10 protein-coding genes are annotated in these 13,483 nt (G+C 59.1%); 7 read left to right on the forward strand and 3 right to left on the reverse strand.

Annotation, left to right across the window (positions count from 1 at the left end; all coding sequences use genetic code 11):
- The 3 genes from KF841_01905 to KF841_01915 all read right to left on the reverse strand — a co-directional run bounded on the left by KF841_01905 (position 1) and on the right by KF841_01915 (position 5,824).
- On the reverse strand, positions 1 to 2,394 hold the full coding sequence (locus KF841_01905; protein ID MBX3394100.1) for a tetratricopeptide repeat protein: 2,394 nt from the start codon (positions 2,392 to 2,394) through the stop codon (positions 1 to 3).
- A 364-nt stretch (positions 2,395 to 2,758) separates the two neighbouring features.
- Positions 2,759 to 4,792: a hypothetical protein gene (locus KF841_01910; protein ID MBX3394101.1), complete on the reverse strand. Its 2,034-nt coding sequence runs from the start codon at positions 4,790 to 4,792 to the stop codon at positions 2,759 to 2,761.
- Positions 4,793 to 4,885: 93 nt separating this feature from the next.
- Positions 4,886 to 5,824, reverse strand: coding sequence for a hypothetical protein (locus tag KF841_01915; protein MBX3394102.1), 939 nt, complete (start codon positions 5,822 to 5,824; stop codon positions 4,886 to 4,888).
- A gap of 106 nt (positions 5,825 to 5,930) precedes the next feature.
- On the opposite strand from KF841_01915, the gene KF841_01920 reads away from it, so the two are divergent.
- The 7 genes from KF841_01920 to pdhA all read left to right on the forward strand — a co-directional run bounded on the left by KF841_01920 (position 5,931) and on the right by pdhA (position 13,392).
- On the forward strand, positions 5,931 to 7,700 hold the full coding sequence (locus KF841_01920; protein ID MBX3394103.1) for a hypothetical protein: 1,770 nt from the start codon (positions 5,931 to 5,933) through the stop codon (positions 7,698 to 7,700).
- 424 nt (positions 7,701 to 8,124) lie between these two features.
- Positions 8,125 to 8,883: an LPS export ABC transporter ATP-binding protein gene (gene lptB, locus KF841_01925; protein ID MBX3394104.1), complete on the forward strand. Its 759-nt coding sequence runs from the start codon at positions 8,125 to 8,127 to the stop codon at positions 8,881 to 8,883.
- Positions 8,884 to 9,763: 880 nt separating this feature from the next.
- Positions 9,764 to 10,594: a protein kinase gene (locus KF841_01930; protein MBX3394105.1), complete on the forward strand. Its 831-nt coding sequence runs from the start codon at positions 9,764 to 9,766 to the stop codon at positions 10,592 to 10,594.
- Positions 10,595 to 10,818: 224 nt separating this feature from the next.
- Positions 10,819 to 11,175 carry an STAS domain-containing protein gene (locus KF841_01935; protein ID MBX3394106.1) on the forward strand — a complete coding sequence of 119 codons (357 nt, stop codon included), beginning with the start codon at positions 10,819 to 10,821 and terminating at the stop codon, positions 11,173 to 11,175.
- A gap of 88 nt (positions 11,176 to 11,263) precedes the next feature.
- Positions 11,264 to 11,659 (forward strand): ATP-binding protein, encoded by a 396-nt coding sequence (locus KF841_01940; GenBank protein MBX3394107.1) that lies wholly within the window; start codon positions 11,264 to 11,266, stop codon positions 11,657 to 11,659.
- A gap of 63 nt (positions 11,660 to 11,722) precedes the next feature.
- Positions 11,723 to 12,097, forward strand: coding sequence for an STAS domain-containing protein (locus KF841_01945; GenBank protein MBX3394108.1), 375 nt, complete (start codon positions 11,723 to 11,725; stop codon positions 12,095 to 12,097).
- Positions 12,098 to 12,249: 152 nt separating this feature from the next.
- Positions 12,250 to 13,392 carry a pyruvate dehydrogenase (acetyl-transferring) E1 component subunit alpha gene (pdhA, locus tag KF841_01950; GenBank protein ID MBX3394109.1) on the forward strand — a complete coding sequence of 381 codons (1,143 nt, stop codon included), beginning with the start codon at positions 12,250 to 12,252 and terminating at the stop codon, positions 13,390 to 13,392.
- The last annotated feature ends 91 nt before the right edge of the window (positions 13,393 to 13,483 follow it).

Raw genomic sequence — 13,483 nt, forward strand, 5'->3', positions numbered from 1 at the left:
TCAGCTGATTTCGGAACGCTCCAGGCGCATCACCATGTCTTCCCAGTAGCCCTTTGGTGACATGCCGGTGACGCCATCGAATGCTTCCGGCGGAATTTTCTTCAGCAGCCACTTCATCCGCGCCAGCGCCGCTCGTGCCTCTTCACCGCGGCCCATGCGAAAATAGCAGTTCACGACCTGCATCATCGCCGCAACGGCAGCCGGCTCGTTCTCATACCGCCACGCCGTCTCGCGATACGCCTCCACCGCCCGCTCGAAGTCGTTGAGATCAAACAGGCAATCCCCAAGATACAGATAGGCCGCGCGAAGATACGTTGCATCCAGCGCCGTCAATTCGCCGGAGTCCAGTCGCGCCAGACGGCGCTTCACCTCTGAATAGCGCTGGTGCGCGAATCGAAGCCGCCGATCCACCTCTCGCCGGGCGGCCGCATCGGCCGGCGTGGACCGCGCCGAAAGCAGCGACGCGCTGCGTCGATAAGCCTCGGCCAAGAGAAATGTCATGCGCCCGGCAAGCTCATCGTCCGGGTACAGGGAAAGCACGTCCTCGAGACGGGTTATCCCCATTGCCAGACGCGCTTCCTCGTCCTGCGTGCCTTCGCTGACCGCGGTGTCCGGCGACATCTCGGGTATCACGTAATGCTCACACAGCAGCACCAGCGCGTCCCGATACTCTCGCGCAGTCGGCGTGAACAGCACATCGCGGCCGCGGTCGTCTACAATATCAACCAGCAGCGCTTCTCCGCGCGACGCGGCTTCGCCACCCAGTCGAAGCTGACACTCGGCCAGCGGAACCATTGCGTCGAGCGCCTCCGGCTGACGCGGATACTCCGAAATCACGCTTTGATACTCCGCCGCCGCGTCGTGATAACGACCCTTCGCTTGATAGGTTCGAGCCAGGCGCATCATGACGCGAGCACGGACTGACCCGACCTGCTCATTTGTGAAGCGCGCCGTGAATGATTCGAGCACCTTCATCATGCGATCGATCTCGCCACTCCGATCCAGATCGTCGGCGGCAGCCTCCATCGCCTCAGCCGCTCGCCCGTTGTCCAGATTGACCAGCCGACCCATCGCCAGCGACACTTCGGCCGCCCGCAGATGCAACAGGCGATATCGCTCCCGATCGAATTCGCCGGCGCTGACAAGATCGATTGACCGCGCCGCCGAACGCAGACCCAGAGCAATCTGCCCCAGATACTGAGACCGCAGCTCGTCCTCACCGGCAGGCACCAACGAAATCGCCAGTTCCAGATACTGGACGCCGAGTTCGTGTTGGCCGGAGACCGACAGGCTGCGAGCGACCGTCGTCAGCCGCATACGCAGCGCGTCACGGTCAACAAATTCATGCCACCCGGACATTGGCAGGCCGTCGCGCAGCTCCGCAAAAGCCTCCAACGCGCGTTCAGGCTGGTTCAACGCGACAAACGCTTCGGCACGACCCATGTCGCACCCATCACGCAACGGACCGAACTCATAGGCCCGCCCGACGTCCTCGAACAGAGCCAGCGCGGAATCAGGCCGACCCCCATCCAGTTCAATCTCGCCCAGAAGCCAGCCCGTGCGGCCCCACAGTTCGTCAAGTGTCTCCACCGAATCACGCAGTGATCTGGCAATCGCCTCCGCCTCGTCCGTCCGATCGAGACGCTTCAGACACAGTGCTTCGTAATAGCGAAGCATCGGAAGTTCCGGCGTGCCATTCAGTCGCAGCCGGGCATCATCAACCACGGACAGCGCCGACGCCGATTCGCCTTTTCTCAGATACCATCTGACGCGCAATCCGACCGCCCAGAGGTAGTTTCCGGGGCTGGACCTGGCGTCTTCAATGATCGCGTCGATATCATCCAGCGAGTCGTCGAATGCGTCCGCGTTCGATGCGACCGCATGCTCCACCAGTCGGCGACGCACGGCATCCGATCGCGACGCACCAGCACGCAGGCCCTGTCGCAGCGAACGTATTCCTTCTTCCGGCTGATTCGACCAGAAGTACGCATCCGCCAGAGCAATCCAGTCGTCGCCGCTCATCGTCGAGCCGAGCGCCGCGGCACGGTCGAAATTCGTGATTATGGATTCAATGTTCTGAGGCCGATGGGTCTCGAATCGCGACTCCGCGAGGTGCACGGCGTCCACCATCCGACGGTGAAGCTCCGCACGCTCCGATGCCGGCCGCTCGACATCCCTCATCAGATAAATGAGGTATGCATTCAGGCGAGTGAGGGCCCCCGCCCGCCGAAGCGTCTCAACACGCTGCAACTCATCTTCGAAACTGAGCGTTTGATGGCTCAGCGACATGCGATAGATCGCGGATCCAAAGACGACGACGCCGGCGAGAAAAACCGGTGTTTGCCACCGGCCCGCCAGTGTTCCTCGAATCGGCTTGAGTCTCACCGCTTCCATCAGCTCGCTGCCCAACCTGCCGATTTGGCGCGTCAGCGGTCACACTCGCCGCCGCGCCAGTCTGCCGACCACGCCCCAACCGGCGTATTCTGCCGCCACTCGCACCCATTCATGCGTGACTTTGTGAGTATCGGCGAGTTGTGCGCGAAGAACCGAGCGCTTTTTTCTAGGACGAAGAGGCCGTTTTGGCGGGTGGACTGATTTACAGCCCTGAGAATTCGATCCAATACCGCGAGTTGATCCGCCGAGGAATTTTTCCTGCGCCCGCGAGTTCTGCCGAACGCTGCACGACGCGCAGAATCAGGCAAATTCAGAGGCGTCGGTCAGAGGTCGCCATCCTGGCAACCTGCTCCGGCGTGTCGCATTAGCGGCCTGCCGTTTGATTCAGCACGTCGCGAGCCCGAATCAGCCCGAGCAGACCCAGTCCGGTATGATCGATGCGCAGCCGGCCATCCCACAACGCCGCACGGATGCCGCCCAGAACATCGCGTCGACTTCGAACATAGAATGCACCGTCGTCGCGAAACTCAAGCTGCATAACGAAACGGGCCGCTGCCGAAACCGCCGATCGATAACCTTCGATGCGAGCGGAATCTCCGACGCGCTCCGCGAGTTCCAGCGCATCGGCCAGGGACGCAAGGTAGATGGACGTATCGGCCCCCACTTCACCCGCACGCCGGACGTTGATCGCTCCGTGCAATTCTTCATAGGGGCAGTTCCTGTCGGTCAACTGAAGTGCGGCCAGACGATCCGCCAGATCAAACGCCATGTCACTGATACGCGCATCATTCGATCTTGCATAATGTAAGCACAAGGCCTGCAGCAAAGCGGCAGCCGCCGTCGGCTCAAACCTCGCCTGGAATCGATCGCTGTAATAACGAACTGCCGATTCAATTGATTTCGTGATCCGAACATCCTCGGACATCGCATTGATTCCCGCGAGGGCCGCCAGCGCCGTACAGGAATCCGCATCATTTAACACTTGTGCGGCATCAGCGGACACCTCGGCCTCATTGTTGACCGCAATCGCGAAATATCCTGCTTCGGTCTGGGCCGCGAGTATGGCATTCACGAAACGCGCGCAGTCTTCGTCATAGTCACCCGCATTTCGTGACAACTTCATGGCCAATAGAAGCCTGGCGGTGATTTCCAGAACACCGGAATGGCCTGGCGGCGCGAGCACCACACCCACCTGTTTCTGCTCAACAGAGCCGTCCTGCCGCGATTCGGCGATTACTACCGGCTCGAGGTAGGGGGTGAATGCCGCAATGCCGCGCGAAAGCCGCGCGGTGACGTCCGCATCCTTCTCACGAACTGCATACGCGGCCAGCCCATCGAGCGCTCGCAATTGCACGCGGGCGGCATTTCCGAGGGTGTAAGTTCCGTTGAACGGGATGTAAGCGTGCGAAAACTCGCCATTGGAATTCTGCCGGTAGAGCAGATACTGCCCTACGCGCGCGATCGCCGCGTCAAGATTTTCGCGCGTCACCGCAGATGCGGGTATCAGCCGATCGCCGCGTCTCAGTTCAACCGGTCTGGCGGCGGAATTCGCCTGCCATACGTGATGACATCGGAATCTAAAGTACCTTATCTCTCTCTCGAATCGAATCTTGTGAATGTTTTTCAGGCCAATGGCATTTTCGCAGGCCGCGAGAGCCAAATCCGGCGTGTATCCCAGCGTGACCACCTGGCTCGGGCGGGTCAAAGCGCGCTTGCCGCGGAACTCGACGCCAATGCCTTCGACCGCCGGTTCGAATGAATGCAGCAGTGATTCGGTCCAGACGCCACCCTGATCATACGACGGGACCGTGAGCGTCTCGGGAGCTTCAAGCCATTCCAGCTCAATGCCGAAATCATCACCCTTGTCGGTCAGCGCAGCGCCTTTTTCAATGGCAGCCGTGGCCAGAAGGGTCCCAGCGGATATGGCGGCATCCACGATGTCCATCGAGGTCGTCTCGGCCTCCGCCTTTACCGCGCCATCGCTGCGAAGGACGAGATGAATGATGCCCTTTTTGCCCTTGAGCGTTTCTGGATGGAACCGAGCGCGCTGATCCGGCGCGCCCGCGGCCTTTGCGCGAAACGCGGAACGCGCGCTATTGGCGAGAAATATCAAGTCGAGTTCGTCCACACGACCGGAATCGACCGCGTCGCCAGGGGTCGGGGTCGCGACCGCAGGCTGAGTGGTAGAGGCCGCAGGCCGGGTCGTGGTCATCGGCTGGGTCGTGGGTCCGGTGTCTTCGGCAAGTATCCCGGCGATCGGCGGCACCAGTGGTACCGCTGCGACGATAAGGAGCCATCCGCATGTCCGCAGCGTCCTTGAATCTCGATGTCTCCGCGATGAGCGGCGTCCAGCGGGTCGCGCGGAATCCTCGGCTTCAATCGGTCTGGTCGGCTTCATCAGCGGGCTCTTTCCATGCAAGTTCCGGATATTGACGCGCGGGCGATTTTCGATCATCTCAATATCGCCCGTCGCGTTCATCGTCCTTTGACATCATTGGCGCGTCAGGAACTGAACGCGTTGGCGAAGGACCGTGATCTCAATCGGGGTCGCACCCGCCAGATCGCCATCGAGTTGCAGCGGCTCGGTCCGATCCGATTCGACCCGGATCGCCCTGCCCTGACCATAGTATACTCCCGTCGCGCCGACATGTTGATTGGACAGCATGCGCAGCGCGTGCCAGAGGAGTCCGAATTGTCGTCGATATGCGAGTATCACGACGTCCAGCAGCCCATCGCCCGGATCGGCTCGTTCAAATATCTCAAGCCCGAGCGCGTAGCGTGAGATGTTTCCGGCGAGGAATAGCCCGCGCCCCTCAAAGACACGGATTCCGTCAATATCAACGCGAATCGTTGCCGGATCGTGGTTCCACAGCGTCTGGAGAACCGGCCGCACATAGCTAAAATAGGACGAGTGGCCACGCCGCGCGACTTCAACGCGACGGACAATCTCCGAATCGAATCCGACACCCGCGACAAAGAGGAAGCGATGCTGATTGCAGAGCGAAACGTTCAGCGCGTGAAGGCGGCCCGATTGCATCGCATCAAGCAGCAGGTCCTCGTCCGGCGCGAGCCCGAAATACTTCGCGAGCACATTCTCCGTTCCGCATGGGACAATCAGAATCGGTGGTCCGACATCCTTGATTTCCCGATCGTCGATCGGCCGGAAGGAACCGGAAATCAGCCCGTCCGCCGCCTCGCGCACGGTTCCATCGCCGCCGACCACCACCAGGACATCCGCCCTCGTCTCCGCCGGCTCGGCCGTGGACCGCGCCGCGAGGGCGGCCGCATCGCCGCGCCCGCGCGTTTCAAAAAGTCGTACCGACTTGAACGTGCGTTCGAGTCGCTGGACAAATGCAGCGGCGAATCGTCGCATCCGTCGACGGCCGCTGATGGGATTCAAGATGATGTCCAGCCGACGTATCGCGTGCATAGACAGTGCAGACACTTCTCGCAACGAGCAGCGCTTTTGACCGAACCTTAAGTGACGATTATCGTCCCGAAAAGCAGGCCATTTGACTGCGTTGGAATAATCAACGATGAATCGACATCCATTGCAACACCCAGATTCGCCGGCCGCGGGGCCGGGATCAACCCCGGGCGCTCCGGCCATCGTGACCGACAGCATTCGAGACACGATTGATTCAATCGTCGTGGCGTTTATCCTCGCGTTTGTCTTTCGTGCGTTCATCGTCGAGGCGTTCGTGATCCCGACGGGCTCGATGGCTCCGTCCCTGTTCGGGATGCACGGTCAGCATCGCTGCGCGAACTGTTCATATTCCTTTGCATACGGCATTCGCGAGCCCATTCCCAGTCCGGAGGTTCGCGACTACGGCACGCTCTTCACGGATCGCGGAGAGATTCGATCGTTTTCGGTCAGATGCCCCAACTGTTCGTGGGATGGCGAAGGCAATTCCGAGCTGAATGTCCGCAGCAACCAGGTCGTTCCCGACTCAGGCGACCGGATACTGGTATTGAAATGGCCGTACGACTTGGGCGGCCCCTGGCTCGGCCCCAAGCGGTGGGATGTCGTGGTGTTCAAGAACCCACAGGACGGCGAGGTCAATTTCATCAAACGACTGCTGGGACTTCCGGGAGAGGTGCTTCAGATCATCAACGGCGACGTCTTCGCCGCGCCGATCAAGTCGGTCCCCGACGATATCGTCAAAGCGCTCGACGGCCCTCCCCCAGGCGATCCGCTTGAAGCACGGCTCACCGACGAGCAAATGAAGCGGTTGGCGAGGGTGATGAAGATCCAGCGAAAGCCGCGCGTCGCGCAGGACAGCCTCTGGATGCTTCACTATGACCACGATTTTGTCCCGCACACGTTTGAGCGGAATCGAATGGCAAGATATTACGACCCACCGCGATGGATCGAGCGAGACCCCGGATCAGCGCTGGCGTGGAGTACCCGCACGCCACTGGTCACTTTCAAGCCGACCGATACGCAGTTGCACTGGATTGACCTGACCGGGGCGAGAATCGAGGACGAGTACGGATACAACAACACCAACTACGAACCGAATTCCCGGAATTCGACCCCGGCCCGCGCAGTCGGCGATGTACTCCTGAGTTTCGTGCTGTTTCCAGACGGCAGTGAAGGAGAGTTGTCCCTCATGCTGGCCAAGGGCAGGGATCGGTTTCAAGCGCACCTCGCGTCGGACGGCACGGTTCGGCTCGAACGATTCAACGACTCCATTCGTGGCGGTTTCTGGGAAGAGATCAGAAAAACGAAAATCGCCCAACTGGCATCCAGGAAGCCGATCGAAATCGAGTTCGAGAATCTGGATTACCGAATCGCACTTCGAGTCAATGGCGATGAAGTTCTCGCGACCGACGATGCCCAGTACCACCCGAATCTTGAAGACGTTCTGAAATCCAAGTACGAAGACGGGCACGGACAGGATGCGCAAATCGCGATCGGCGTGAAACTGATGTCGGTGGAGATCCGCCATCTGAAGGTGCAACGCGATGTGTACTATCGTTCGGACCGGTTTGTTGAGCACAGCATCTTCAATGGAGCGCCCGGCTGGGGCACTGCGCTGAATCCGATCCTGCTTCGCGAATCACCGCAGGATTTTTTCTGCTGCGGCGACAACAGTCCGCAAAGCAAAGACTCGCGATTGTGGACCGACGTTTGTGAGCTGCTTCGCGAACGAAAGCCACCCAATGAGTACCGATACGGCACCGTCCCCGGCGACCAGTTGATCGGCCAGGCATTTTTTGTTTACTGGCCGAGCGGTCTGCGGTTCTCGAAGAACAGCATGGCGGTGATTCCGAATGTCGGGCGCATGCGCATGATTCGCTGAATGCGGCGGTGAACACTGCCGGCTCCATCAATGCCAACAAGTTTCTGTCAGGCCTAAGGAAACGAGCGGCCAACAGGCAGCTCGGGCTGTAAATCACAAACAACTTATGCACAAACCACATGGGTGACACCGAGTAAATCAGAGGCATGGAATGTCTGCGACCTCCCGAACGTCTTTCGCGCAAGAACTGCGCGAGACCCCTCCGAAGGCCACAAATCACAGCTGAATCTTAATGCCAGCCAAATTCACAAGATACAACACGCTAGGCGATGCAGAACATCGGGTTTATGATGGATCCATCGTTTCGCCGACAGCCGAACCCGCATGGGTCGCACATGGTCGGCGAGCCCCGAGGAGCCACCCAATTTGACAGGTTGTTAACATCTGTCCGACCCGACAGAATCGCTCCCCGATAGGAACCGATGTGACCCGACTCCTCGAAGCAAAGAACCTCCTTAAGGCGTACAGCGGCCGCACGGTCGTAAAGGACGTTAATTTTCACGTCGACCGGGGCGAGATCGTTGGCTTGCTCGGTCGCAACGGAGCCGGCAAGACGACCAGTTTCCGAATGACCGTTGGCATTGTGAAGCCGGACGCCGGCACCGTGCTCTTCAACGATCAGGAAATCACCAAGCTCCCGATGTACAAGCGGACTCAGAAGGGGATCGGCTATCTCTCGCAGGAGAGCAGTGTCTTCGTGCGCCTGACGGTCGAGAAGAATCTGCTCGCAATTCTCGAATTGATGCCGGGACTGAGCCTGGCGGAACGCCGGAAGCGCGCTCACGACCTGATGGAACAGTTCGGCCTGTTAAGAAATGCCAGGCAGGAAGCGAGAACGCTTTCCGGTGGCGAGCGCCGGAAGCTCGAAATCGCTCGAGCATTGGTGACCCAACCGGCGATCATCCTGCTGGACGAGCCGTTTAGCGGCGTGGACCCGATCGCCGTTCAGGATTTGCAGCGCGAGATTCTGCACCTTCGGGGCAAAATGGGTATTTCGTTTTTGATCACGGATCACAACGTTCGGCAGACCCTGGAGGTCACGGACCGCAGCTACATCATTCACGAAGGGAAGGTGCTGCGCGAGGGCACGCCCCGGTCGCTGATCAACGACAAGCTCGTTCGGGACACGTATCTAGGCTCAACCTTCCGCGGCGATGAGTTTGACCACCACGCCGGCGCCTAGATCCGCCCCCCACCAAGCCACCTTATTATTCCGCGTCGTAGCAGGAACATGCTGGGGCCTGGTCGTGATGACGGTGCAGGGCGGCCCAGCAGTTCTTTCCGAACATCCGAAGATTCCTCCAGAATCGATTCATGACACCTGCCCAGCTCTGTGAATCCCGATCAGGATTTGCAATGGCTTCTCTCATCGTACACCCGCCCAATGGCCGGCCGCAGCCTTGGCTCGATCGCGAGGCGAGAGTCCTGTGGCACTCACAGTGCCATTGACGTAACTCCTTTAATGATGCGGTGGTTCGGCAGCGGAGGCTTCGAAGTGGGTAATATCGCCCAGCCAACGGATCGCCAGTGGTTGCAGAATGCCCAACCCCGCATGTGGGCGAAATCGAGCGGAGATCAGTAAACGTCCCCAAACCGTTGCGCGTTGCGACTGCCATCCTCATGCCACGGGCCGGGCCTGATCGGGTGGAAAGACAGTTGGGATTTGATTATACTCCACTGAACAGGTGGGAAGAGCTTGAATGGAGTGGATGCGGCTCGAGCATTCTGAAAAGCAATATTTCCTAAAGCGGATTTTATTACCCTCTGACGAGTCGTTCCTCCTCGACCTCCCCCCTTCTTGATACGCGTTATCGTACTTTGCGCAGGGTTCGGGATAGCGCCGCGCGGCCAAAATCGCCTGAAGTACCGGTATTGAGCCACGGGATGGCGCTGTCTGCCATTCTTGCGGGGCCATTCGTTTGAATCCATCCACCGCTCAGATGGCCGATGTACATTGGCGGATGGTTCGGTAATTGCTGTTCAGAGTGAGGCTCCGGGTCTCTTTCGCGCGGAAAGGTCTGTCTAGCGAAACCGGCCTGGGAATTCTGTCAGACGGGGAACTTGTGTCCAAACGCCTCGAATCGCTAATGTTCGTCAGGGAACTGGGGACCGGAGCCGGTACCAAGGTGTCGCTCATGCGCGATGTCCGGGATAACAAGCTCTATTGCAAGAAGTACGTCAGCGCGAATGCCGAGAACTTCAATTCACAGGTTCGGCAGCTCAAAAATGAGTTTGAGGTTGGAGTCCAGAATGAGCATCCGGTCCTCCGCAAGAGTTTCGAATATGGCATCGTAAAACGGAAGCTTCGGGCGATCGAGGCGTTCAACATTCTCGGGTATGTGGACGGCATCCCGCTCGACAAGTATGCGGAAGACTGCTCGCCGGATCTTCTGGTCAAGATATTCTGGCACGTCGCGGACGGATTGGCTGACCTCCACAATCGCGGATTTGTCCATGCGGACCTGAAACCGATCAACATCCTTTGTGCCAAGAACGGCCGGCCGACGATTATTGACTTCGGCCAGGCCTGCCCGATGTACACCCGCAAGGAACGCATCCAAGGCACGAAGGACTATATCGCCAAGGAGCAGGTTGATCGGAAGGCACTGGATCAGCGGACGGACATCTTCGGATTTGGTGCGACGATGCATCGAATTTTCTTCGGTCGAACCGTCGAAACCGAGTTGAACTCGTCGGCGGTGACCAAGTCCGGCGTCAGTGTCTACACGTGGCGCAACGAGCGGCATGACGCCACGTCGCAGCAACTGGACCCGGCGCTGGTCAAATTGATCGAGGACTGCTGCCAGCCAGAGCGCGAGTACCGGCCCAAGACAATGCAACTGGTCAAGGACCGCCTTGAAGTCACGTTCGAGCGAATTTCCAAGACCGCCTGACTTCAATTGCGAACCGGCAGCGGGATTCCGGGGATTCCGCCGGGGTCTCGCCAGCCGTGTGCCTAGGCGCCTACCGAACCCTACTGGATCCCGGAATCATCCTGATTTCCACCGGTCTGTGCCCTCGGCCCGGGGCGGCGTGTTTGTTTTCGGATTTGGAAGCGGCTAGACTCTCGTGTTAGACTCCGAACTTCGTCAGAAGTCGGGAGTTACGGAGAATGCACATGGCGGATCGTACCTCGCGGTTAAAAGTGCGAGACGTGAGCGGCGTCTCAATCGTCGAGTTTTCAGATCGTAAGATCCTTGACGAATTGGCCATCCTCGAGATTCAAGAGGAGTTGTCGCGCCTGGTTGAGAATCACTCCGGCGGTAACCTGCTGCTTTCGTTCCAGAACGTCGAGCATCTGTCCAGTGCGGCGCTCGGCATGCTGATTACGCTGCGAAAAAAGGTTGAGGAAAAGAGCGGCAAGCTCAAGCTCAGCGACATCAATCCGCAGATCTACGAAGTGTTCAAGATCACCCGATTGAACAAGTTCTTTGACATTCATCCTTCGATCGACAAGGCGCGAGCGAGTTTCTGAGGCAGGGGCGTTGCGGACAGAAATGACGACACGCCTGGACCGCGGTTCGGGCGAGTGACGCGAATCAAGGTTGACGGGGAACAAGCCATTGAAGGAAATCGTCGTAGCCAACGATCTTTCGGCGGCAAAGGAGCCCGAGCAATCGATTCTGGCCGAAGTCAGAAGCCAGGGGTATTGCGAGAACTGCACATTCGCCGTGAAGCTCGCCCTGGAGGAGGCGATCACCAACGCATATCGCCACGGCAACAAGGGCGATCCGAACAAGAAAATCTGCATCCGGTATGAAGTCACGCCGGACAGAATCGAGATTGAGATTCACGACGAAGGCGAGGGATTCTGCCCAGACGAGGTCCCTGACCCCACGCTGCCGGAAAACATTGATCGCCCTCATGGGCGCGGCATTATGCTGATGCGGGCCTATCTGGATGTGGTCGAATTCGGCCCTGCGGGCAAGTCTGTCAGACTGGTCATGAATCGCAAGTGATCCGTTTCAAGCCGCACTGAAAAGGGCCAGCACGAGGTCGAGCAGCCTGCGAGAAGTCTGTTTATGAGCGGCAATCCCACGACGAACCTTTCCATCCATGAGACGCCGTTCTCGATGGAAGTGGAAACACGAGGCGATGCAGCGGTCGCGTACCTGCGCGGCTCCTGCACGATGACGGTGTCGGCGCAGCTCGGTGTCCGGATGCGGGATCTGGGTAGCGCGGGGCATCGGCTGATCGTTGTGGACGCAAGCCAGCTCGACTTCATCGAATCGAGCGGCCTGGGCGGTTTGATTGCTGGCTATCTTCGGGCACGCAAGCACAAAGGGGAAATGCGGCTGGTGAATCCGACCGCGGATATCCGCAAGTTACTGGAAACGACGCGGTTGGCGCAACTCTTCGGGATCTATCCATCAGTCGATGCGGCGTTGCAGACGTGAGCGGATCGGGCGCTTTCGCCTCGTAGCAGTTTTGGCTAGAATCGCCCCGCCCGGCAGTTGACGGCGGTCCTTCGTCGGCGCTTCGCCGGCCAGCGGATTCGACTTACAAACCTGGTATTAGTGCAGCTGTCGTTCGATCGAAAGGACGTTTCGTGCCCCGAAAGAAGATCGAGATCGAAAACAAGATCGAAAGCCTCTCTATCCTCGATGAACACGGGAACGTGGATCAGGCGCTCGAGCCCAAAATCTCCAACGAAGACCTTCGCAGGCTCTTCCGAGCGATGACCCTCGCCCGCCGATACGACGAGCGCATGCTGAAGCTTCAGCGTCAGGGACGGATCGGCACTTACGGTCCGGCACTTGGGCAGGAGGCTGCGTCGCTGGGACCGGTTTTCGCCATTACACCGGATGATTGGTTCGTTCCCTCGTTCCGTGAGCCTGCGGCCACGCTCTGGCGCGGCTGGGCGATCGACAAGCTGATTCTCTGGTGGGGCGGAAACGAGGCCGGCGCGACACCGCCCGATGGTGCGAAAGATGTGCCGATCTGCGTGCCGGTCGCATCGCAGGTTCAATACGGGGCGGGCGCCGCATGGGGCTGCAAGCTGAAAAAGACAAAGAATGTCGCGCTCACGTTTGTCGGTGACGGCGGCACGAGCGAAGGCGACTTTCATGAGGGCATGAACTGCGCCGCGATTTTCGGCGCGCCCCTCATTCTCATCATTCAAAACAATCAATGGGCCATTTCGCTACCGAGACAGAAGCAGACCGCTTCGAAGACCCTCGCCCAGAAAGCCATTGCATATGGCATTAACGGCATTCAAGCGGACGGCAACGATATCCTTGCGATGATCGCCGCGACACGCGAAGCCGTCGAGCGGGCGCGTGCCGGCGGCGGCCCGACTTTAATTGAGGCGGTGACGTATCGCATGGGCGTCCATACGACTGCCGACGATCCGAAGAAGTATCGCACCGAAGAAGAAGTCGAGTGCTGGAAACCAAAGGATCCACTCACTCGGTTCTGGACCTACGTCAAGGCGAAGGGCGTGCTATCGGAAAAGGACCGCGAGAAAATGGAGGCGGAGATTCAGGAAGAGATTTCCGCGGGCATCGAACGCGCGGAGCGTTATGTTCCGAATATCACCGAGCCGTTTGACCACTGCTTCGCCGAACGCCCTGCGTTCCTTGACCGGCAGTTGAACGAGTTCAAGGCCTATCTGGCGGTCACGACCGGGGATGCGTCCGCGGTTGACGGTGACCGAGAGGACCTGGCGGGCTACAGTAAGCATCTGCATTAAACGTGTGATTGGCGTGCAACGAGCAGCGCGGGCAGGCGATTGTTTACGGAACGAGCGTTGAGAAACCAACCCAAACCAGGAATCTGATGAC

The sequence above is a fragment of the Phycisphaerae bacterium genome, from assembly GCA_019636475.1.
Lineage (GTDB): Bacteria > Planctomycetota > Phycisphaerae > UBA1845 > UTPLA1 > JADJRI01.

Excerpts from the sequence above, each read along its gene's own strand:
- KF841_01905 (MBX3394100.1), bottom strand. The coding sequence starts at position 2,394 with ATGGAAGCGGTGAGACTCAAGCCGATTCGAGGAACACTGGCGGGCCGG.
- KF841_01910 (MBX3394101.1), bottom strand. The coding sequence starts at position 4,792 with ATGAAGCCGACCAGACCGATTGAAGCCGAGGATTCCGCGCGACCCGCT.
- KF841_01915 (MBX3394102.1), bottom strand. The coding sequence starts at position 5,824 with ATGCACGCGATACGTCGGCTGGACATCATCTTGAATCCCATCAGCGGC.
- KF841_01920 (MBX3394103.1), top strand. The coding sequence starts at position 5,931 with ATGAATCGACATCCATTGCAACACCCAGATTCGCCGGCCGCGGGGCCG.
- KF841_01935 (MBX3394106.1), top strand. The coding sequence starts at position 10,819 with ATGGCGGATCGTACCTCGCGGTTAAAAGTGCGAGACGTGAGCGGCGTC.
- KF841_01945 (MBX3394108.1), top strand. The coding sequence starts at position 11,723 with ATGAGCGGCAATCCCACGACGAACCTTTCCATCCATGAGACGCCGTTC.